The 18,044-nt window shown below is 53.3% G+C and carries 26 protein-coding genes and 1 pseudogene; 21 read left to right on the top strand and 6 right to left on the bottom strand.

What is annotated here, in order from left to right; genetic code table 11:
• Positions 1 to 38: 38 nt before the first annotated feature.
• A complete protein-coding gene (locus tag HMPREF9162_RS12020; protein WP_037350499.1) occupies positions 39 to 392 on the top strand; it encodes an HNH endonuclease in 354 nt (117 codons plus the stop codon).
• Positions 393 to 414: 22 nt separating this feature from the next.
• Here HMPREF9162_RS12020 and HMPREF9162_RS08635 read toward each other — a convergent pair whose 3' ends face one another.
• Together HMPREF9162_RS08635 and HMPREF9162_RS08630 are read right to left on the bottom strand one after the other, a co-directional pair.
• Positions 415 to 687 (bottom strand): type II toxin-antitoxin system YafQ family toxin, encoded by a 273-nt coding sequence (locus HMPREF9162_RS08635; RefSeq protein WP_009439029.1) that lies wholly within the window; start codon positions 685 to 687, stop codon positions 415 to 417.
• The gene (locus HMPREF9162_RS08630; protein WP_006696279.1) at positions 680 to 973 is read right to left on the bottom strand and encodes a type II toxin-antitoxin system RelB/DinJ family antitoxin; all 294 of its coding nucleotides are present in this window, start codon (positions 971 to 973) and stop codon (positions 680 to 682) included. Before HMPREF9162_RS08630 ends, HMPREF9162_RS08635 begins: the two co-directional genes overlap by 8 nt.
• A 172-nt stretch (positions 974 to 1,145) precedes the next feature.
• Between HMPREF9162_RS08630 and HMPREF9162_RS08625 the strand changes: the two genes are divergently transcribed.
• On the top strand, positions 1,146 to 1,706 hold the full coding sequence (locus HMPREF9162_RS08625; protein ID WP_009439062.1) for a P27 family phage terminase small subunit: 561 nt from the start codon (positions 1,146 to 1,148) through the stop codon (positions 1,704 to 1,706).
• Between the two features lie 67 nt (positions 1,707 to 1,773).
• On the opposite strand, the gene HMPREF9162_RS08620 is transcribed toward HMPREF9162_RS08625, so the two are convergent.
• Both HMPREF9162_RS08620 and HMPREF9162_RS08615 read right to left on the bottom strand, forming a co-directional pair.
• Positions 1,774 to 2,157 carry a VOC family protein gene (locus tag HMPREF9162_RS08620; protein WP_009439004.1) on the bottom strand — a complete coding sequence of 128 codons (384 nt, stop codon included), beginning with the start codon at positions 2,155 to 2,157 and terminating at the stop codon, positions 1,774 to 1,776.
• Positions 2,158 to 2,228: 71 nt separating this feature from the next.
• Positions 2,229 to 2,612 (bottom strand): VOC family protein, encoded by a 384-nt coding sequence (locus HMPREF9162_RS08615; protein ID WP_009439028.1) that lies wholly within the window; start codon positions 2,610 to 2,612, stop codon positions 2,229 to 2,231.
• A gap of 102 nt (positions 2,613 to 2,714) precedes the next feature.
• Between HMPREF9162_RS08615 and HMPREF9162_RS08610 the strand changes: the two are divergent.
• The 8 genes and pseudogenes from HMPREF9162_RS08610 to HMPREF9162_RS08575 all read left to right on the top strand — a co-directional run bounded on the left by HMPREF9162_RS08610 (position 2,715) and on the right by HMPREF9162_RS08575 (position 8,163).
• Positions 2,715 to 3,895, top strand: a pseudogene (locus HMPREF9162_RS08610) (site-specific DNA-methyltransferase).
• Positions 3,895 to 4,434 carry an N-acetylmuramoyl-L-alanine amidase gene (locus HMPREF9162_RS08605; protein ID WP_009439093.1) on the top strand — a complete coding sequence of 180 codons (540 nt, stop codon included), beginning with the start codon at positions 3,895 to 3,897 and terminating at the stop codon, positions 4,432 to 4,434. Before HMPREF9162_RS08610 ends, HMPREF9162_RS08605 begins: the two are co-directional and overlap by 1 nt.
• 2 nt (positions 4,435 to 4,436) lie before the next feature.
• Positions 4,437 to 4,718: a hypothetical protein gene (locus tag HMPREF9162_RS08600; protein ID WP_009439052.1), complete on the top strand. Its 282-nt coding sequence runs from the start codon at positions 4,437 to 4,439 to the stop codon at positions 4,716 to 4,718.
• 117 nt (positions 4,719 to 4,835) lie between these two features.
• Positions 4,836 to 5,636, top strand: a complete 801-nt coding sequence (locus HMPREF9162_RS08595) for a hypothetical protein (RefSeq protein WP_009438990.1) — start codon at positions 4,836 to 4,838, stop codon at positions 5,634 to 5,636.
• The gene (locus tag HMPREF9162_RS08590; RefSeq protein WP_009439036.1) at positions 5,620 to 5,856 is read left to right on the top strand and encodes a DUF4314 domain-containing protein; all 237 of its coding nucleotides are present in this window, start codon (positions 5,620 to 5,622) and stop codon (positions 5,854 to 5,856) included. Before HMPREF9162_RS08595 ends, HMPREF9162_RS08590 begins: the two co-directional genes overlap by 17 nt.
• The gene (locus tag HMPREF9162_RS08585; RefSeq protein ID WP_009438980.1) at positions 5,853 to 6,029 is read left to right on the top strand and encodes a DUF5049 domain-containing protein; all 177 of its coding nucleotides are present in this window, start codon (positions 5,853 to 5,855) and stop codon (positions 6,027 to 6,029) included. The genes HMPREF9162_RS08590 and HMPREF9162_RS08585 overlap by 4 nt, the downstream gene beginning before the upstream one ends.
• Positions 6,030 to 6,188: 159 nt before the next feature.
• Positions 6,189 to 6,467, top strand: a complete 279-nt coding sequence (locus HMPREF9162_RS08580) for a hypothetical protein (protein WP_009439077.1) — start codon at positions 6,189 to 6,191, stop codon at positions 6,465 to 6,467.
• Between the two features lie 94 nt (positions 6,468 to 6,561).
• The gene (locus tag HMPREF9162_RS08575; protein WP_009439060.1) at positions 6,562 to 8,163 is read left to right on the top strand and encodes a terminase large subunit; all 1,602 of its coding nucleotides are present in this window, start codon (positions 6,562 to 6,564) and stop codon (positions 8,161 to 8,163) included.
• Between the two features lie 13 nt (positions 8,164 to 8,176).
• Here the strand turns inward: HMPREF9162_RS08575 and HMPREF9162_RS08570 are convergent, their stop codons facing one another.
• Positions 8,177 to 8,452, bottom strand: coding sequence for a helix-turn-helix domain-containing protein (locus HMPREF9162_RS08570; RefSeq protein WP_009439101.1), 276 nt, complete (start codon positions 8,450 to 8,452; stop codon positions 8,177 to 8,179).
• Positions 8,449 to 8,820 carry a type II toxin-antitoxin system RelE/ParE family toxin gene (locus HMPREF9162_RS08565; protein WP_009439057.1) on the bottom strand — a complete coding sequence of 124 codons (372 nt, stop codon included), beginning with the start codon at positions 8,818 to 8,820 and terminating at the stop codon, positions 8,449 to 8,451. The genes HMPREF9162_RS08570 and HMPREF9162_RS08565 overlap by 4 nt, the downstream gene beginning before the upstream one ends.
• A 66-nt stretch (positions 8,821 to 8,886) precedes the next feature.
• Between HMPREF9162_RS08565 and HMPREF9162_RS08560 the strand changes: the two genes are divergently transcribed.
• The 11 genes from HMPREF9162_RS08560 to HMPREF9162_RS08510 all read left to right on the top strand — a co-directional run bounded on the left by HMPREF9162_RS08560 (position 8,887) and on the right by HMPREF9162_RS08510 (position 18,043).
• Positions 8,887 to 10,143, top strand: coding sequence for a phage portal protein (locus HMPREF9162_RS08560; RefSeq protein WP_009439058.1), 1,257 nt, complete (start codon positions 8,887 to 8,889; stop codon positions 10,141 to 10,143).
• Positions 10,133 to 10,822 carry a head maturation protease, ClpP-related gene (locus HMPREF9162_RS08555; protein ID WP_009439102.1) on the top strand — a complete coding sequence of 230 codons (690 nt, stop codon included), beginning with the start codon at positions 10,133 to 10,135 and terminating at the stop codon, positions 10,820 to 10,822. Before HMPREF9162_RS08560 ends, HMPREF9162_RS08555 begins: the two co-directional genes overlap by 11 nt.
• 15 nt (positions 10,823 to 10,837) lie before the next feature.
• The gene (locus tag HMPREF9162_RS08550; RefSeq protein WP_009439051.1) at positions 10,838 to 12,013 is read left to right on the top strand and encodes a phage major capsid protein; all 1,176 of its coding nucleotides are present in this window, start codon (positions 10,838 to 10,840) and stop codon (positions 12,011 to 12,013) included.
• A 33-nt stretch (positions 12,014 to 12,046) separates the two neighbouring features.
• Positions 12,047 to 12,322 (top strand): head-tail connector protein, encoded by a 276-nt coding sequence (locus HMPREF9162_RS08545; protein ID WP_009438976.1) that lies wholly within the window; start codon positions 12,047 to 12,049, stop codon positions 12,320 to 12,322.
• The gene (locus HMPREF9162_RS08540) at positions 12,323 to 12,661 is read left to right on the top strand and encodes a phage head closure protein (protein WP_175282265.1); all 339 of its coding nucleotides are present in this window, start codon (positions 12,323 to 12,325) and stop codon (positions 12,659 to 12,661) included.
• Between the two features lie 111 nt (positions 12,662 to 12,772).
• Positions 12,773 to 13,165 carry a holin family protein gene (locus HMPREF9162_RS08535; protein ID WP_009439044.1) on the top strand — a complete coding sequence of 131 codons (393 nt, stop codon included), beginning with the start codon at positions 12,773 to 12,775 and terminating at the stop codon, positions 13,163 to 13,165.
• Between the two features lie 108 nt (positions 13,166 to 13,273).
• Positions 13,274 to 13,459 (top strand): SHOCT domain-containing protein, encoded by a 186-nt coding sequence (locus HMPREF9162_RS08530; protein WP_009438368.1) that lies wholly within the window; start codon positions 13,274 to 13,276, stop codon positions 13,457 to 13,459.
• 34 nt (positions 13,460 to 13,493) lie between these two features.
• Positions 13,494 to 14,987, top strand: a complete 1,494-nt coding sequence (locus tag HMPREF9162_RS08525) for a recombinase family protein (protein WP_037350493.1) — start codon at positions 13,494 to 13,496, stop codon at positions 14,985 to 14,987.
• Complete coding sequence (locus tag HMPREF9162_RS08520; RefSeq protein ID WP_009439042.1) at positions 14,972 to 16,540, top strand: recombinase family protein; 1,569 nt, start codon at positions 14,972 to 14,974, stop codon at positions 16,538 to 16,540. Before HMPREF9162_RS08525 ends, HMPREF9162_RS08520 begins: the two co-directional genes overlap by 16 nt.
• Before the next feature lie 100 nt (positions 16,541 to 16,640).
• Positions 16,641 to 17,630 carry a YafY family protein gene (locus tag HMPREF9162_RS08515; RefSeq protein ID WP_009439083.1) on the top strand — a complete coding sequence of 330 codons (990 nt, stop codon included), beginning with the start codon at positions 16,641 to 16,643 and terminating at the stop codon, positions 17,628 to 17,630.
• Positions 17,627 to 18,043 carry a hypothetical protein gene (locus HMPREF9162_RS08510; RefSeq protein WP_009439022.1) on the top strand — a complete coding sequence of 139 codons (417 nt, stop codon included), beginning with the start codon at positions 17,627 to 17,629 and terminating at the stop codon, positions 18,041 to 18,043. Before HMPREF9162_RS08515 ends, HMPREF9162_RS08510 begins: the two co-directional genes overlap by 4 nt.
• The last annotated feature ends 1 nt before the right edge of the window (position 18,044 follow it).

Below are 18,044 nucleotides of genomic sequence, written 5' to 3'. Positions count from 1 at the left end.
GTAATTCTCCGTGAGGGTTTTTTTGATGGAGAAACGTGATGCCAAGAAAGCCGAAGCGACCCTGCCGCATGACAGGCTGTCCGAATCTTACAGACCGAAAGAGCTGCTACTGCGAGGAGCACGAGAAAATGATGCAGCGACACTATGACCACTTCACGCGTGGGTACGATCAGCACGAGAGGTATGGCAGCGTATGGCGCAGGATTCGAGATCGTCATTTGGCGGGGCATCCGCTCTGTGAGATGTGCAAAGAGCAAGGCAGATATGTCCTTGCGACGCTCGTCCATCATATCAGACCTCTTGCTGACGGCGGCACACATGAGGAGAGTAATTTGATGTCGCTCTGCGTATCGTGTCATGAGCGGATTCATCAACGGAAAGTACCAAAATAAAAAGCCGACTCCAATGAATCGGCTAGAAGAGATCGCTATGCGAGCCCGTGCGAGAAGCGGTCAGAATCAGTTTCCCTTTGTCGATGGCGTACACAAGTAACCAGTCCGGCATGATGTGGCATTCACGAAAACCAATGTAATCGCCAACCAGAGCATGATCCCGATACCTTTCGGGGAGTTGTTTTTCCGCGCAGAGCATTTGTAGGACATCATCCAGCTTTTGCATATCTGCTCCACGTTTACGCAGCTTCTTTAAATCCTTGCGGAACTGCGTGGTGGTGACGAGATCAAGCATGAGCGTCCTCCGCATCCAGATCATCCATCAGTGCGGACAGCGACGGATAACGCTTCGGCTCGATTTTGCCATCCATGATGTCGCGTGCTTCCTGCATGGCAAGAAGCGTTTCCCTGTTATAACGGGGCTGTTTCGGTTGGAAGGGGAAGCCTCCCTCCATGATGGATGCATGCAGAAAGATGTTGATTGCGTCAGTCACGGAGATGCCGAAACTGGAAAAAACAGTTTCAGCCTGCGCTTTGATTGTCGGTTCGATGCGCATATTGATTGTTGCAGTTTTGGACATGGGGCATAACCTCCTTTTGTTTATTGTAACGCGAAAGTGAAGCAAATGCAACACGAACTTACCCCCTAGGGGGCGGTCAAATCTCTAAAGCCGCGCCATTACTGGACCGGGGAGGGGACGCACGCACAAAAACGTCGGTTCAAACGGGGTATTAAAGAATGGGGGCGGGAAGATGGCGCGTGACGGTACAAATCGCGGCGGGCGGCGCATCCGGGCGGGAGACAAACCCGAAGCACTGGCAGATAAAATTGCGGGTGGGCGCACAGCACACATCATGGAGTTCCCCATGACGGAACTGGACGGCACAGACCTTGTGGATGCCGCCGAGCTCTATGGTGAGGAGATGCCAACGCCGAGCGAGTTCCTATCTGCAAGGCAGCGGAATGGAAAGCCGCTCGGCGCAGATGAAATTTTCCGCGAGACGTGGCTGTGGCTGAAGGAGCGCGGCTGTGAGCGCCTCGTGAATCCACGCCTGATTGAAAGCTACGCGCAGGCATTTGCCCGCTTCATCCAGTGCGAGGAGGCAATGAGTCAATACGGGCTCATCGGCAAGCATCCGACCACAGGCGGCGCGATTGCAAGCCCCTTCGTCCAGATGGGACAGGTGTTTCAGAAGCAGTCCAATCTGCTTTGGTATGAAATTTTCGACATCGTAAAGCAAAACTGCACCACGACATTCAGCGGCTCTCCGCAGGAGGATCGGATGGAGCGGCTGCTGCGTTCGAGGAAGTAAGAAGGATGATGACGGGGCGTGACATAGCCGAGGAGTGACTCAAATAGACAAGAAGCAGGAATCGGTACTATTTCTCCGTATAGCTACACAGCTCAACCAGATTCCCATCGGGGGCGCGCAGGTAGATGCTCCGCATGGAACCACGTGCACCGTGACGCTCTACAATACCGGTTTCCGGAATGATCTCCTTTGCATGAAGCTCTTGCATGATAACTTCGATGGGCTCATCTACGACGAAGCAGAGATCAAGAGCCCCCGTGCATGGATGTGCTGCTGCAGGGAGGAATTCTGCGGGGCGCAGATGAATGTTGATCTTTGAGGCTCCAAAGAAAAAGGCATAGCGTCCGTTCTCTTGGCGCAACTCCATCCCGAGAATCTCCGTGTAAAAGCGCAGACACTCTTTCGGATGCTCGGTGGTCAGAACAAAATGGTCGAGGAGAGAGATGTTCATGGCGTTTCCTTTCACTGTCGCCTACAGTCTATATCATCGTTGAGAAAGCATAGCAGCTCTCGCTTCTTGTCTTATACCGTTATCTCAATTTGATTGTCCTCAATCCCGATGACGCAGCTCTCGTAATATCCATCTCCAGTGGTACGAGGTCCGCTGATGATCTTGTGGCCGTCGCCTTTCATACGAGCCGTAAGGGAATCAACCGCTTCTTTGCTGCCGACGCTGAAAGCTATATGGATAAAGCCTGTTCTGGTGAGGGACTTCTTGTCATCTGTCATTTCGGGCTTCTTCATAAGTTCCAGTCTCGCACCATCCTCAAAAGAGATGAAATAAGAGCGGAAACCTGTATTTTTATTGTGGTAGCCGTCATTGGCATTGCCGTTTAGATATTTTACGAAAAAATCCTTGGCTGCCTCCAGATCATTCACGTACATTGCGATGTGCTCAATCTTCATCGTATGACCTCCATCCACCTACTTCATAATCTCATGAAGTGAATTATTCTTTGCAGTATGGCTCTATTCCTGTTTGTCTCAAAATTTCAGGAGGTGTAGATCTTGGGAAAAATGACATCTGAAATGCAGCTTGTCTCCATCGGAAAGATCATCCCTTATGTGAATAACGCCCGCACCCACTCGAAGGAGCAGATTACCAAGCTGCGTTCGTCTTTGCGGGAGTTCGGCTTTGTGAATCCCGTCATCATCGGCCGGGAGTTCAACGCATAGCGGGACATGGCAGAATCCTCGCCGCGAAGGAGGAGAACATCGAGCAAGTTCCGTGCGTATTCGTGGATTACCTCACGGAGGCGCAGAAGAAGGCGTACATTCTCGCAGACAACCGTTTCGCACTCGATGCGGGATGGGACGAAGATATGCTGCGCGTTGAGATGGAAGCCCCGCAAGGCATGGACTTCGATGTGGACGCAGAACTGCAAAAGCCATGTGTCGCCAAAACAGGAGATGTATGGCATCTCGGCAAGCACCGTGTGATCTGTGGAGACTCCACACTGCCGGAGACATACGAGCGGCTGCTCGGCGAGGAAAAGGTAAATCTCGTCTGCACGGATCCCCCATACATGATCCAGCTTGAAAGCACATCGGGGAAAATAAAGAACGACGATCTGAATGACAAGGACGCCTACGAGTTCCTCAAATCTGCCTTTACCGCCTTCCACTCGGCAATGGCGACAGACGCTTCCATCTATGTATTTTACGCAACAGCAAAAGCCCGCATCTTTCATGACGCTTATGAAGATGCGGGCTTTAAAGTTGGCGCGGGCTTGGTTTGGAAGAAAGACCGACTGGTTCTTACGCGCACGGACTGGAAGTATATCCACGAGCCGATCATCTGGGGCTGGCGGAAGGACGGGCGGCACAGATGGTACGGCGATCAGAAGCAGACCACTGTCTTTGCATTCGACCGTATCAAGGACTCGAAGAAGGACGGCTGCGGTCACCCATCCTCGAAGCCCGTGCCGCTCATCGCATATCTCATTAAGCAGTGTACGCAGACGAATGGTATCGTTCTCGACGGATTCCTCGGCTCGGCATCGACCCTGATTGCGTGCGACCAGCTGGGGCGTATCTGCTATGGTGTGGAACTTGAGCCGAAGTTCGTGGATGTGGCGGTCGAACGGTACATCCAGAGCAAGGACGGCAATGCCGAAGATGTGTTTTTGGAACGTGACGGTAAGCGCATCTCTTACAAAGATGTGCCGAAACCAAAGGAGGAATCGTGATGCGTGTGTTTTTGAATCCGGGGCACGCCCCTAACGGAAATCCCGACCCCGGCGCGTGTGGCTTTGGACTGCGGGAATGCGATGTGGCAAAGAACGTCGCAGATCTTGTTGCGGGCTATCTTACTGCCGCAGGAGTCGAAGTTGTGGGGAGTCTCCAATCCGACAGCCTCCGTGAAGTTGTCTCGGCTTCCAATCGTGCGGATGCCGATGTGTTCATCTCTGTTCACTGCAACGCTTGTAACGGCAGTGCGAACGGGACGGAGGTCTGGCACTTCTACGAAAGCGGCGCAGGGGAGAAGCTGGCACAGTGCATCCAGAACCAGATTGTGGATGCACTCGGAACTGTGGATCGCGGCGTGAAGGGCGCAAAGCCCGGTGTCAACGGCTTGTATGTTCTGAGCAACACCGATGCGGTCGCTGTGCTCGTGGAGCTTGCGTTTATTGACCATGCGGGCGATGCAGAGCTTCTGCGTTCGCATCAGGATGAATTTGCCCGCGCCATTGCGCGTGGGGTAACGGACTATGAAGGAGAGTGTTGAAGATGAAACTGGAATACATTCAAAACGAATTGAAGAACCATGTGGGGGACTTTGTACGGACGGAGGCGAAGGAAGCGACCGTTCTCTGGCTGCATGAAAAGGGGCTTCCCGCCGCCCGTGAAGTATCGGCGGCGTATACGGCGGCACTTCGCGAGAGTGCCGAGAAGGAGACGGGATGGTGCAGATTCCGTGACCGCATCTTCCTGCCGCTTGTCATCGACGGGGCGATCTGGATGACAGGCAAGATGCTCGAACGCATGACGGTATCCTTGGCAGGGAAATGATGGGCATAAGATCTATTTGATGAGATAGAGTTGGTGTATACAACAGAATCCGCTTGCTAATTACTCCGACCAGAGGCATGTATGTAGTGACCAAAGTTCATAAAGGAGGAAACCACCATGAAGGTCAATTACAACATCCAAAAGGAAGAGCGCAAGGCGATGGTCGGGATCATCAGCAAGGCAGTCGGCGAAAAGCCCGTCTACTGCGGCGCACCGACATTTTCCTACAAGATCGGTGCATTCGAGATCACGAAGGACGGATGTCTTTGCTTTGACGATGCCACCGATGAAGCGACACTTGCGCGTGTGCGCACAGCACTGCGCGAGGAGGGCTTCATGTCCGAGGATGGGGAGGACGAGGCTTCCTGCGCGGCCACAGCGGCAAACGAGCCGATCCAGACGAAAGCTGTCGCGGCTGAACCACCCGCAGTAGAAACGGCGGCAGAACCTGCTCCGACCCAGGAAGCGATTGCAGAAATCGACGAGGACAGCCTTTCCATCAGTCTCCCACGCAGCCTTTTCACCGAAACGGCACTGCAGAATCTGGACGCACTCCTTCTGAGCAAGGGGCGCTTGATTCGGCACGCCTTCGACATCCAAGAAGCGACCTACACACTGACCGATGAGCGCATCACCTTTACATGGCTGCACGGCACGATCACCGACGAGACGGCAAAGGCGTATGCCGCCTTCATCAGCAAACTCTGCGAGATGGCGCGGACGCAGAAGCGTGTCACGGCAAAGGAGAAGATTGTGGACAACGAAAAGTACGCCTTCCGCTGCTTCCTCCTGCGCCTCGGCATGATCGGCAGCGCCTACAAAGAGTCGCGCAAGATTCTCCTGCAGAATCTCACGGGCATCAGCGCATTCAAGAGCGGACATCGGAAAGGAGATGAGCGTCATGCGGTTTTCGAGTAAGGAACAGATCGCCGCACTTCGAGAGCGGTATCCGCGCGGGACTCGGGTGGAACTCCTCTGCATGGACGATCCGCAAGCTCCGCCGATGAGAACGATGGGCGAGGTCATGGGCATTGATGACGCGGGACAGCTTCTCGTCCGATGGGCGACAGGCTCCTCGCTCAGTTTGATCCCCGGCGTGGACTCCTTCCACATCGCAGAGAAAGGCAGTCCGTCATGAACGAGACGATTTTCACGCAGATCATGGACATTCGCGACTCCGGGCGGGTGAATATGTTCGACATTCCCGCTGTTCAGAGGATGGCATTTAAGATGGAATTCTACGAACTCATCTGTTTCATCGAGGAAGACCGTGCGGCGTATGTACGCTTTATCCTCACGGGTGAAAAATAGCCGATAGGTTCGGCGATTCAGCACAGCCTTTCGGGGCTGTGTTTCTCTCGAAAAATAAGTGTAGTTTATCCGAAATATGACTTGCTATATTCTGCGTTTAGAGGCATATATACACATGACGAAGGGAACAACCTACACACAGAAAGCGAGGAACACAAAATGAAAAACGCAGAAGCAAGATGGCCGAAGACCACCACGATGGAGCATCTCGATGAAATGCGGTTCGGAACGAGCGGCGCGATCCTGCGCTACGGCGAACAGATCCTTGTGGTCGGGATGGAATGCTGGGGGTTCCACGCAGCCGTCTACGAGATGGTCGAAACGCCGGAGGAGACGGGCTTCGCGGATATCGAATGCCGCCTGAACCTCGTCGAAACCGCCACCGAGCTTTTCGAGGACGGCGGGCACGCGATGGCTTGGTGCATGAAGCGCATCTAAGCCGCGCCAAACAACAAAACAGCCCTTCGGGGCTGCTTCTCGTTACAGATATTTTGAGTCGCTGACGGCGGCTCTTTTTTGATGGGGTGATTGCTTGCGGAAACTGACGGACTACACGCCAACGAAGTTCATGGCAGAGGACGCGCACTATGACAAAGCCGCTGCGGACTATGCTGTGGGATTCATTGAGTGCCTGTGCCATACGAAGGGGACGTGGGCAGGAAAGCCCTTCGAGCTGATCGACTGGCAGGAGCGCATTATCCGAGACATTTTCGGAATTCTGAAGCCGAACGGCTATCGGCAGTTCAACACGGCGTATATCGAGATAGGGAAGAAGAACGGGAAGAGCGAACTCGCGGCCGCTGTCGCACTGCTCCTTTGCTGTGGAGACGGCGAGGAGCGTGCCGAGGTGTATGGCTGTGCTGCCGACCGTCAACAGGCGAGCATCGTATTCGAGGTCGCTGCCGACATGGTGCGGATGTGTCCCGCACTCGGTAAGCGGGTGAAGATCCTCGCCTCACAGAAGCGGATGGTCTATCTGCCGACGAACAGCTTCTATCAGGTGCTTTCGGCAGAGGCATATTCAAAGCACGGCTTCAATATTCACGGCGTTGTGTTTGACGAACTTCATACGCAGCCGAATCGCAAGCTCTTTGACGTTATGACGAAAGGTTCGGGCGATGCGCGTATGCAGCCGCTCTACTTCCTCATTACGACAGCGGGGACGGATACGCAGTCCATCTGCTATGAGACGCATCAGAAAGCGAAGGACATTCTCGAAGGGCGAAAGATCGACTCTACCTTCTATCCTGTGATCTACGGAGCAAAGGAGGATGAGGACTGGACAGACCCGGAGGTCTGGAAGCGGTCGAATCCGTCGCTCGGCATCACGGTCGGCATCGACAAGGTACAGGCGGCGTGTGACTCTGCACGGCAGAATCCCGCCGAGGAGAACAGCTTCCGTCAGCTTCGATTGAATCAGTGGGTGAAGCAGTCTGTACGGTGGATGCCGATGGACAAATGGGATGCGTGCGCTCTGCCTGTGGATGCGGAATCCCTCACGGGGCGTGTCTGCTACGGTGGTCTCGACCTCTCGTCGACAACCGATGTCACGGCGTTTGTGCTCGTGTTTCCTCCGACGGAGGAAGATGAGCCGTTTGCCGTCCTTCCGTACTTCTGGATTCCCGAGGAGAATATCGACCTGCGCGTACGACATGATCATGTGCCGTATGACGTGTGGCAGCGGCAAGGTTTCCTGCAAACAACCGAGGGGAATGTTGTTCATTACGGATTTATCGAGGCGTTCATTGAGAAACTTGGCGAGAAGTATAACATCCGCGAGATTGCCTTTGACCGATGGGGCGCGGTGCAGATGGTACAGAACCTCGAAGGCATGGGATTCACGGTCGTTCCCTTCGGACAGGGGTTCAAGGATATGAGTCCCCCGACCAAAGAGTTGATGAAGCTGACACTGGAAAAGAAAATAGCGCACGGCGGGCATCCCGTCATGCGCTGGATGGCAGACAATATCTTCATTCGCACCGATCCTGCGGGCAACATCAAGGCAGACAAGGAGAAGTCCACAGAGAAGATCGACGGCGTGATTGCGCTCATTATGGCAATGGATCGTGCGATTCGGTGTGGAAATGATACCTCCGCATCTGTCTATGACGAGCGAGGAATATTGCTGCTGTGATTCGAGTTCTGAATCAGAGTGCGGCAACTTGGAGTTTCAGTCCAAGCGGCTGCATGAGTTTGAGCAAGGTGTCGATTTTGGGCGTCGTTTTGAAGGATTCGATGCGTGCAACGGAGGACTGCGGCAGACCGCAACGCTGCGCAAGCGTTCTCTGACTGATGCCGAGGGCGGTGCGCCGCTCAATCATCGAAGAAACAATAGCTGCAATTTCTTCAATCTCCTCCATACTTCGACGGCTCTCTGCGTCAATGGATTTTACATGATTCTTGTAATCTTCCCATGTTTTCATTTTCCTCGCTCCTTTTGCTGACGAAGGTAATCGTTTCGTGCTTCTTTTGCACGGGCTAGTTCGCGCGGCGGTGTCTTCATACTTTTCTTCCGAAAGTGGTGCAGCAGAACATATTGACCGTCTGCGTAATAGAAGTAGAAGATCCTGTTGTTTCCGGGGCGAAGTTCCCATATATCATCTTGCAGATATTTTGTGATCTTGCTTGGCAGGTTTGTTCCATTGCGCGCCAACAGATCGAGGTAGAATACAATTTGCTCATATTGAATCCGAGCATCTTTGTTCGTCCCGCTTTTCGCACGCAAGTCCTCAAGAAAATCCCATACGTCGGATACGCCGTTTCTTTTCTCATAGAATTCAATCTGATACATATTTACTCCTCTTACAGATATTTTAATGATAGCATAAAAGCTATCATTGTGCAAGGAGAATAACCCATGAACCTATTCACAAAACTCTTCCGTTCGCGGGACAAGCCCATGAATCACCTCGGCGGCTTGTCTTTTTTGTTTGGGCAGACGGCGGCGGGCAAGGCGGTCAACGAACGGACGGCAATGCAGACGACGGCAGTCTACGCCTGTGTCCGCATTCTCGCAGAATCCATCGCAGGGCTACCTCTTCACGTCTATGCCTATCAAGGTCAGGGCAAGGAGCGCGTGTCGGAGCATCCGTTGTATTTCCTGCTCCACGATGCGCCGAATCCCGAGATGACCTCCTTTATATTTCGCGAAACCATGATGAGTCACCTTCTTTTGTGGGGAAATGCTTATGCCCAGATACTTCGAGATGGCAGAGGACGTGTTCTCGGACTCTATCCGCTGCTCCCGGACAAGATGGAGGTCGGCCGCGACAGCCGCACGGGGGAACTCTACTACACCTATACGCGAAGCACGGAGGAGAATCCGAACTTCAAAGATAAGGGGCAGATTCGTTTGCGACGTGAGGATGTGCTGCACATTCCGGGACTCGGCTTCGACGGTCTGGTCGGCTACAGTCCCATCGCTATGGCAAAGAATGCCATCGGCATTGCCCTTGCGACAGAGGAGTACGGAGCAGCCTTCTTCAAGAACGGAGCGCGTCCGGGCGGCGTTCTGGAACATCCGGGTGTCCTCAAAGACCCGTCGAAACTCCGTGAGAGCTGGCACGCCGTCTACGGCGGAACGATGAACACGGGCAGGATTGCCGTCCTCGAGGAAGGGGTAAAGTATCAGCAGATTGCCATACCGCCCGAGGAGGCGCAGTTCCTTGAGACAAGGAAGTTCCAGATCGACGAGATCGCGCGGCTCTACCGTGTACCGCCGCATATGGTCGGGGATTTGGAGAAATCCTCGTTTTCGAACATCGAGCAGCAGTCGCTTGAGTTCGTCAAATACACTTTGAATCCATGGGTCGTTCGTTGGGAGCAGTCCCTGCAAAAAGCACTGCTGACGGATAAAGAGCGGAAGGATTACTTCATCCGCTTCAACGTGGACGGGCTGCTGCGCGGAGACTACAAGAGCCGTATGGAGGGCTATGCCATCGGGCGACAGAACGGATGGCTCTCCGCGAACGACATCCGCAGGCTTGAGGACATGAATCCCATCGAAGCGGACGAGGGCGGCGATCTGTACCTTATCAATGGGAATATGACAAAACTGAGGGACGCAGGACTCTTTGCAGGTAGGCAACAGGAGGAAGAAAGCAATGAAGCGTAAATTTTGGAACTGGGTACGGAACGAGGGAGAGAAGCGAATCTTGCTTCTGGACGGTGAAATCTCAGACGAGACGTGGTGGGGCGATGAGATCACTCCCCAGATGTTCCGTTCTGAACTGAATGCCGCCGAGGGAGATATTGACCTCTGGATCAACTCTCCGGGCGGGGACTGCTATGCGGCGGCACAGATCTACAATATGCTCATGGAGTATAAGGGGAATGTCGCCGTCAAGATTGACGGGATTGCCGCGTCTGCTGCATCCGCTGTTGCAATGGCAGGATCGAACGTCGAGATTTCACCCTTGGGAATGCTGATGATCCATAATCCCATGACCGTCTCCATCGGGGATACACACGAGATGGAGCGGACGATTACCTTCCTCTCTGAAATCAAGGAGAGCATTATCAACGCCTACGAACTCAAGACGGGACTGTCCCGTGCGAAGATTTCGCGGCTGATGGATGCCGAGACGTGGATGAACGCAAAGAAGGCGGTGGAGCTTGGATTTGCGGATTCTGTTCTCTATGAGAATAGGGAACATCTTACAGGCGAGGCGGCAGACGGGCTGATCTTCTCCCGTGCCGCCGTCACGAACTCCCTGCTCTCGAAATTCGGGCAGGGGACACACAATGTCGATGCAGAGCCGCTCAAACGACGGCTCTTTTCTATTTCACATTAACGGAGGGACAAACACATGGATAAGATCATGGCAATGCGCGAGAAGCGTGCGGAAATGTGGGAACAGGCAAAGCAGTTTCTGGATTCTCACGAAAAGGACGGGCATCTCACAGCCGAAGATGCCAAAGCATACGAGCAAATGGAGAATGAGGTGCTTGCGCTCGGCAAGGACATCGAGCGCATGGAGCGTCAGGCAATTCTTGACGCGCAGCTTGCAAAGCCTGTAACGTCGGCAATCACCAATACACCGGGCGCAGGATTCGCTTCCGAAAAGACAGGTCGTGCAAGCGAGGCATATCGTGCGGCGATGCTCAAGGCACTCCGCACGAACTTCCGTCAGGTGGAGAACGTCCTGCAGGAAGGTGTGGATGCAAACGGCGGCTATCTCGTTCCCGAGGAATACGATCAGCGTCTCATTGACGTTCTGAATGAGGAGAACGTCCTGCGTCCGCTTGCGACGGTCATCACAACGAGCGGCGAGCACAAGATCAATATCGCCGCCACGAAACCTGCGGCTGCGTGGATTGAGGAGGGGGCGCCGCTCACCTTCGGCGAGGCTACCTTTGCCCAGATCGTTCTCGACGCGCACAAGCTCCATGTCGCGGTCAAGGTAACGGAAGAGCTTCTCTACGACAACGCCTTCAAGCTTGAGAACTACCTCATTGAGCAGTTCGGCAAGGCACTCGGCAACGCAGAGGAGGATGCTTTCCTGAACGGCGATGGGACGCACAAGCCGAAGGGACTTCTCACCTCGGCAAAGACATCCGTCACCACGGCGGCGGCAGACATCAAGGCGGATGAACTCGTGACGCTCGTCTACAGTCTCAAGCGTCCCTACCGCAAGAATGCGGCATTCATCGTCAACGACCAGACCCTTGCCAGCATCCGCAAGCTCAAGGATGCGAATGGGGCGTATTTCTGGCAGCCGTCGTATCAGATGGGCGAACCCGATCGTCTGCTCGGCTATCCCGTCTATTCCTCGGCGTATATGCCTGCTATTGCAGCGGGCAAGACCGTCATTGCGTTCGGCGACTACTCCTACTACAACATCGGGGATCGTGGCACGCGCTCTCTGCAGGAACTCAAGGAACTCTTCGCGGGCAACGGTATGATCGGCTATGTCATGAAGGAGCGTGTGGACGGCAAGCTCGTTCTTGAGGAAGCCGTGCAGACGCTCAAGATGAAGGGTTGATGTATGTTTGCGGCAAAGAGGGGAGGTGGTTCTATGCTTGTGCCGCTTGAAGCAGTCAAGCAGTATCTGCGGATTGACGGCGATGAGGAGGACGATCTCCTCACGCACTTTGCGGAAACGGCAGAACAGATTTGTACGGCACTTCTGCGCGTGAAGAAACTGTCCAAGGTCGAAGATCAGGCGATTGTGCGCGTTGCAATTCTCTATGCCGTGTCCTATCTCTACGAGCACCGAGAGGAAGCCGACCACAGGGGGCTTGCCTTGACGCTGCGCTCGCTTCTCTTCGGTGTGCGGAAGGAGGTCTTTTAGGTGAGGGTGTCCATGAGCGAACTGCGTCACCGAATCACTATTCTGCGCCCCGTGACGGATACGGACGATGAGGGGAATATCCTTTCATCGTCGGTGCAGGAAGTCGGTAAAGTCTGGGCACTCGTTCTGCCCTTTGCGGCAAAAATCTTGGACGGATATGCGGAGAAGGTGCAGGAGGTGGATTACCGCATCGTCATTCGTTACCGTGCGGATGTGCGCGTGACCGACCTAGTGCAGTGGAATGGGAAGCGGCTCACACCCATTGCGCCGCCCTATCTGCTTGGCGGGAAGAAGCGATGGCTCGTGATAGAATGCAGGGAGTTGGTGGAAGATGGCTAGATACCGAGGTTTCGTTTCTGCCGAGAAGATTCTATCGGAACTCGGCACAGAGGCGACGGCTGCGCAGGATGAGCAATCTCAATAAATGGAAGAAAGCAGGAGGTGTCTGATATGGATCAGATTTTAACCATACGTCTGTATGCGGCGGGCATTGGCATCGTGGTCGGTGAGTTCCTCGGCAGCTTTGACGATCTGCTCTATGCACTTGTCGCATTTGTGGCAACGGATTACGTCACTGGTGTTCTCCGTGCGATTGTGGAGAAGAAACTGTCGAGCGCCATCGGCTTTAAGGGCATCTGCAAGAAAGTCTGCATCTTCACCCTTGTCGGCGTGGCGAATGTGTTAGATGTTCACATCATTGGAAGCGGATGCGTCCTGCGCTCTGCCGTGATCTTCTTCTACATCTCGAATGAAGGAATCTCGATCATCGAGAATGCAGCGCGGATGGGGCTTCCCGTTCCGCAGAAATTGCAGGACATGATGCACAGCCTCAAAGATAAATAACTGCTTTAACCTCAATGCCCGGCGAATCTTCGTCGGGTTATTTTTATGCCCGAAAAGGTGACCATGAGAGCCGTTTTTGTCCGCTGTTCCATGAAGGGAGATGTTGAAATGAGCAAGGAAGAAGGCCTTCGGGAAATGACGTATCAGATGGTGATGCGTGCTTCATGGAAAATGTTGCAGAGCGGGCTTTTGTCAGAGGATGAGTATCTTGCGTTTGAAGCGAAAATGCGCGAGAAATATCGCCCCGTCATCGGGCTTCTATTTTCAGATATTGACTTGCTATCGTGCGGATAGTACGGGAATATGGGACTGGAAAGGAGAGAGCACCATGAAGATACGAAGAGTTCAACCAACCCCAACATTGCAGAAAAAGCTGCGTGTGGCTGCGTATGCCCGCGTCTCTGTGGATACGCTTCACCACTCCCTTGCAGCGCAGGTCAGTTACTACAGCAGTCTCATCCAGAAAAATCCTGCGTGGGAATACGCAGGAGTCTATGCAGATGAGGGAATCACAGGAACGAGTACCACGCATCGGACGGAGTTCAAGCGGCTGATCGCCGACTGCAACGCCGGGAAGATTGATTTGGTACTTGTCAAAAGCATCAGCCGTTTTGCCAGAGATACCGTAGATTGCCTTCATACCGTTCGACAGCTGAAAGAGAAGGGGATCGCCGTTCGCTTCGAGCGTGAGAACATTGATTCCACATCCGAGGACGGAGAGCTGCTCTTGACGCTGCTCGCATCTTTTGCGCAGGAAGAGAGCAGAAGCATCGGCGACAATATTCGATGGGGCGTACGGAGGCGGTTCGCACAGGGGATCCCGAACGGGCATAAAGCACCGTACGGCTACCAATGGGACGGTGAGATGTTCCGCATCGTTCCTTCCGAGGGCGAGATCGTCAAGGAGATATTCCGGAGATACCTTGCCGGAGATTCTGCCTACGCCATCGCGAGGAGTCTCGCGGGACGTGGAATCACGGGGCGGCAGGGGAGACCCATCGAGCAGACCACGGTAAAGGACATCCTCTCCAACATCTCCTACACAGGCACAATGGCATTGCAGAAGAACTACATCACGGAAGGTCATATCCGTAAGCGGAATAAAGGCGAACTTCCCATGTATCTGGTGGAGGGGATGTTCGAGCAACTCGTGTCAAAGGTAGATTTCGACAAGGCGCAGGAGATACGAAAACTGAGGGCCGAACGGGCTGTGAATCGGAATCCTGTGCTGATGCCATTCTCCGGAATGGTGAAATGCGGATGCTGCGGCGGCGGCTTCAGCAGAAGAACCGCCGGGAAGTACAGGCGGTGGGCATGCAACACGAGAGAGCGGAAAGGTAGGGAATCCTGTGACAGCCGTCCGATCAAAGAGGAGGAGCTTGTGGCTGCGGTCAGAGACGTCATGGAGAAGGATGATTTCGATACCGCAGAACTCAGACGAAAAGTCTCTAAGATCGTCATTCACAATGACTGTGTGGAATTTCACCTAATCAACGGTCACATAAAAAAGACTGCCCGAATATACACAGGGCAGCGCGGCAGTAATCCCTTCATGAACAAAGTGTACTGTGGCTCCTGCGGCAGCAAGTGTGAGCGTGACACTTGGACGAAGGGGATTAAGGTGTGGGCTTGCAGTCAGCCGCGCACAAAGTGCCGACTGAAACGGCTGCCCGAATCCGAACTAAAGGAAGCGGCAGAATCTTTCTTCGGTGACTGCTACGAGGGCAAGATTGTGCAGAACGTCGAGCGGATCATCATATCCGATGATGAGGTCATATTTCAACTCAAAGAAGGAGGCGCGTACCGATGGCAAAGACAGTGAGGGTCATCCCTGCAAGCCCTAAAATCTTTCGCTCTGAGGTTACGGCAGAACCAAGACGGCGCAGGACGGCAGGATATGCCAGAGTTTCGACCGATCATGAAGAACAGGCTTCCAGTTACGAAATGCAGATGGCTCATTACAAGAACTACATCGAAAGCCGTGCAGACTGGGATTTCGTCGGCATGTATTCGGACGAGGGGATCAGCGGCACCAACACAAAGAAGCGTGACGGGTTCAACCAGATGATCGAGGACGCCCTTGCAGGCAAGATTGACCTCATCATTACAAAGTCGATCAGCCGCTTTGCGAGAAACACCGTAGATTCACTCCAAAACGTCCGTAAACTCAAGGAACATGGCGTAGAGATTTACTTTGAAAAAGAGAACATTTGGACGTTTGACACGCGCGGAGAACTCCTTATAACGATTATGTCCAGCCTAGCCCAGGAGGAGAGTCGCAGCATCTCGGAGAACACCACATGGGGCAAGCGCAAGCAGTTCGCCGAGGGCAAGACCAGTGTGGGCTACAGTGCCTTTCTCGGCTATGACAAGGATTTCCAAATCAACGAAGAACAGGCGAAAATCGTAAGGCTCATCTACAAACTCTTCCTTGGCGGGCGATCCTTCTACGCGATTACCAAGGAACTAGAGAAACGGGGCATCAAATCTCCGTCTGGAAAAGATAGATGGTATATTTCCACGGTGCGCTCCATCCTCACGAATGAGAAGTATCGCGGTGATGCGCTGATCCAGAAACAATATACGGCAGACTTTTTGGATAAGACGCGACGCAGAAACAAGGGAGAGATTCCACAGTATTATGTGGAGGAACACCACGAGGCAATCATTCCTCCAGACTTATTCGACTTTGTGCAAGCGGAGATAAAACGCAGAGAGCAGAACGGCAAGCACAGCGGTGTGAGCATCTTCGCGAACAAAATCAAATGCGGCTGCTGCAGCGCATGGTACGGTGCGAAGGTCTGGCACTCCACGGATAAGTACCGCAGAGTTATCTATCGCTGCAATAAGAAATATGCCCACAAGGGCAAGCCGTGCAGTACAAGGCATCTGACAGAGGAGGAGATCAAACAGATTTTCGTCAAGGCATTGAATTCCTTGGTGGAAGTCAAAGAGCACGTGATTGCAGAACTTCGGTCGCTGGTTGATGATGTTTGCCAAACAGGGAAGTTGATTGGGGAGCGTAATAGAATAGAGCAGGAACTTGGCGTTTTGGCAGAACGTCTTGAAACACTGATTCGCGAGAATGCGCGGGTGGCACAGGATCAGACGGCGTATCTGAAACAGGAGAATGAGATTCGCGCACTCTATGTGGAAAAGCAGGGGCATCTAGCGAGGTTGGATGACCAAATTGCCGCGAGGGAGAGTAAGAGAAAAACCCTAGAGACCATGATTCAAGTGGTATGTGGTATCAAAGGGGAACAAGTCGAGTTTGACGAGGAGCTATGGGGCGGACTGCTCGATCACATTGTGGTCAATGAGGATGGCACAGTAGTTGTTTTCAAGGGCGAGATTGAGATGGGTGTTGGAGGGTAAATTCTCCATCTATTTATATGTACTTGTAGAAATGTGCAAAAAAATGCACATTATCTGTGCTATACTCTCTGTGTAAGCAAGACGAGAGGGAGATAGTACGATGTATGGTGCGAACAAGAAAATGCTCAATCTGCTGATTTTGAGGGTGCTGCAGGAGCACTCGGATGCAGATCATCGGCTGACGCAGAGCGAGATCATCCGTTTGCTGCAGTTACAGTATGGGATTACCTGTGACCGCCGCTCGGTGCGCAGCAACATCCAGTCCCTCCAGGACATGGGCTACGACATCGCAACGCATGGCGGATGTTGGCTTGTGGAACGGGACTTCGATGATGCCGAGTTGCGTATGCTGATCGACAGTGTTCTGTTCTCGCGGACGCTCTCGACAGCGCAGGCAAAGCGGCTCGTTGAAAAGCTGCGGTCATTTGGCAATCGCTACTTTCATGCGAAAATAGCACACATCTCGAATCTTCCTGAGCTTTCCCACGCTGACAACAAGCAGGTGATGATTGCGCTTGACGTGCTCAACGATGCCATCGAGGAAAAACGCAAGGTGCGCTTCACCTACAACACCTATGGGACAGACTTCAAACTACATCCGAAACGAAGTGAGCCCTATATCGTGAGTCCCTACCAACTTGCCGCACACAACGGATGGTACTATCTCATTGGGAATCACAATGCCCACGACAATGTGTCGCACTATCGTGTCGACCGCATTACGGCGATTGAGATGCTGCCCGATGCGGCAAAGCCGAAGAGTGCTGTACGAGAGTTTTCCCGTGGATTCAGCCTCCCGCGCCACATGGCGGAACATATCTATATGTTCGGCGGCGAGAGCGTCACCGTGAAGCTGCGGACAAACACCTCCATGATGGATGCACTCGTGGACTGGTTTGGCAAAGACTTCCGCATCATGCAGGAGGAGAGCGATCAGATGATCGTCACACTCTCGTGCAATGAGGCGGCAATGAAGTACTGGGCACTACAATATGGTCTGTATGTTGAGATTCTAGAGCCGCAGAGCCTGCGCACGGCAGTTCGTGAGGCTATACGACGGATGGCAAGAGTGTATGAGGAGGACGTATGAATCTTTGGAGCAATATATACACCTACGGACTGACACCGGAGGAAACGGAGTGGGTACGCAGGACATTCGTGACAGACTTTGGTTATCATCTGTATGAGGCAGAGGATTTCAGTGACCTGATTGCATTTCCGGCGATTGGCCTTTTTGTGCAGCCATACGCGATGGATGCGGATGAACGTGAGATGCTTTTGGACTTTTATCAGGTTGCCCATGCCCACGACAGGAGTCTGATCATCGTATTCATGGACGTGGTGGAGATTCCACTGGCTCTCGTAGGCACCTCTATCTACATCTATGAGTGGGGGCGTGAATGGATTGCACGGATACAGGATGGCCTCATTTCCTGTGCAGGAATAAGGGAGCAGGAGAGGAAGGATGCACGCCTGACGATGGGGGACATTGAGGAGGAATAAA

Origin of the sequence: Selenomonas sp. oral taxon 137 str. F0430, from assembly GCF_000183625.1 — a bacterium.
Classification (GTDB): Bacteria; Bacillota; Negativicutes; order Selenomonadales; family Selenomonadaceae; genus Centipeda; species Centipeda artemidis.
This window is presented reverse-complemented; position numbering and strand designations above follow the sequence as displayed.

Coding starts and splice junctions, on each gene's coding strand:
- HMPREF9162_RS08510 (WP_009439022.1), top strand. CDS start 17,627: ATGAATCTTTGGAGCAATATATACACCTACGGACTGACACCGGAGGAA.
- HMPREF9162_RS08625 (WP_009439062.1), top strand. CDS start 1,146: ATGGCGCGTGACGGTACAAATCGCGGCGGGCGGCGCATCCGGGCGGGA.
- HMPREF9162_RS08555 (WP_009439102.1), top strand. CDS start 10,133: ATGAAGCGTAAATTTTGGAACTGGGTACGGAACGAGGGAGAGAAGCGA.
- HMPREF9162_RS08605 (WP_009439093.1), top strand. CDS start 3,895: ATGCGTGTGTTTTTGAATCCGGGGCACGCCCCTAACGGAAATCCCGAC.
- HMPREF9162_RS08600 (WP_009439052.1), top strand. CDS start 4,437: ATGAAACTGGAATACATTCAAAACGAATTGAAGAACCATGTGGGGGAC.
- HMPREF9162_RS08590 (WP_009439036.1), top strand. CDS start 5,620: ATGCGGTTTTCGAGTAAGGAACAGATCGCCGCACTTCGAGAGCGGTAT.
- HMPREF9162_RS08525 (WP_037350493.1), top strand. CDS start 13,494: ATGAAGATACGAAGAGTTCAACCAACCCCAACATTGCAGAAAAAGCTG.
- HMPREF9162_RS08580 (WP_009439077.1), top strand. CDS start 6,189: ATGAAAAACGCAGAAGCAAGATGGCCGAAGACCACCACGATGGAGCAT.
- HMPREF9162_RS08570 (WP_009439101.1), bottom strand. CDS start 8,452: ATGAAAACATGGGAAGATTACAAGAATCATGTAAAATCCATTGACGCA.
- HMPREF9162_RS08615 (WP_009439028.1), bottom strand. CDS start 2,612: ATGAAGATTGAGCACATCGCAATGTACGTGAATGATCTGGAGGCAGCC.
- HMPREF9162_RS08535 (WP_009439044.1), top strand. CDS start 12,773: ATGGATCAGATTTTAACCATACGTCTGTATGCGGCGGGCATTGGCATC.
- HMPREF9162_RS08560 (WP_009439058.1), top strand. CDS start 8,887: ATGAACCTATTCACAAAACTCTTCCGTTCGCGGGACAAGCCCATGAAT.
- HMPREF9162_RS08595 (WP_009438990.1), top strand. CDS start 4,836: ATGAAGGTCAATTACAACATCCAAAAGGAAGAGCGCAAGGCGATGGTC.
- HMPREF9162_RS08545 (WP_009438976.1), top strand. CDS start 12,047: ATGCTTGTGCCGCTTGAAGCAGTCAAGCAGTATCTGCGGATTGACGGC.
- HMPREF9162_RS12020 (WP_037350499.1), top strand. CDS start 39: ATGCCAAGAAAGCCGAAGCGACCCTGCCGCATGACAGGCTGTCCGAAT.
- HMPREF9162_RS08550 (WP_009439051.1), top strand. CDS start 10,838: ATGGATAAGATCATGGCAATGCGCGAGAAGCGTGCGGAAATGTGGGAA.
- HMPREF9162_RS08520 (WP_009439042.1), top strand. CDS start 14,972: ATGGCAAAGACAGTGAGGGTCATCCCTGCAAGCCCTAAAATCTTTCGC.
- HMPREF9162_RS08635 (WP_009439029.1), bottom strand. CDS start 687: ATGCTTGATCTCGTCACCACCACGCAGTTCCGCAAGGATTTAAAGAAG.
- HMPREF9162_RS08565 (WP_009439057.1), bottom strand. CDS start 8,820: ATGTATCAGATTGAATTCTATGAGAAAAGAAACGGCGTATCCGACGTA.
- HMPREF9162_RS08530 (WP_009438368.1), top strand. CDS start 13,274: ATGAGCAAGGAAGAAGGCCTTCGGGAAATGACGTATCAGATGGTGATG.
- HMPREF9162_RS08585 (WP_009438980.1), top strand. CDS start 5,853: ATGAACGAGACGATTTTCACGCAGATCATGGACATTCGCGACTCCGGG.
- HMPREF9162_RS08515 (WP_009439083.1), top strand. CDS start 16,641: ATGTATGGTGCGAACAAGAAAATGCTCAATCTGCTGATTTTGAGGGTG.
- HMPREF9162_RS08620 (WP_009439004.1), bottom strand. CDS start 2,157: ATGAACATCTCTCTCCTCGACCATTTTGTTCTGACCACCGAGCATCCG.
- HMPREF9162_RS08630 (WP_006696279.1), bottom strand. CDS start 973: ATGTCCAAAACTGCAACAATCAATATGCGCATCGAACCGACAATCAAA.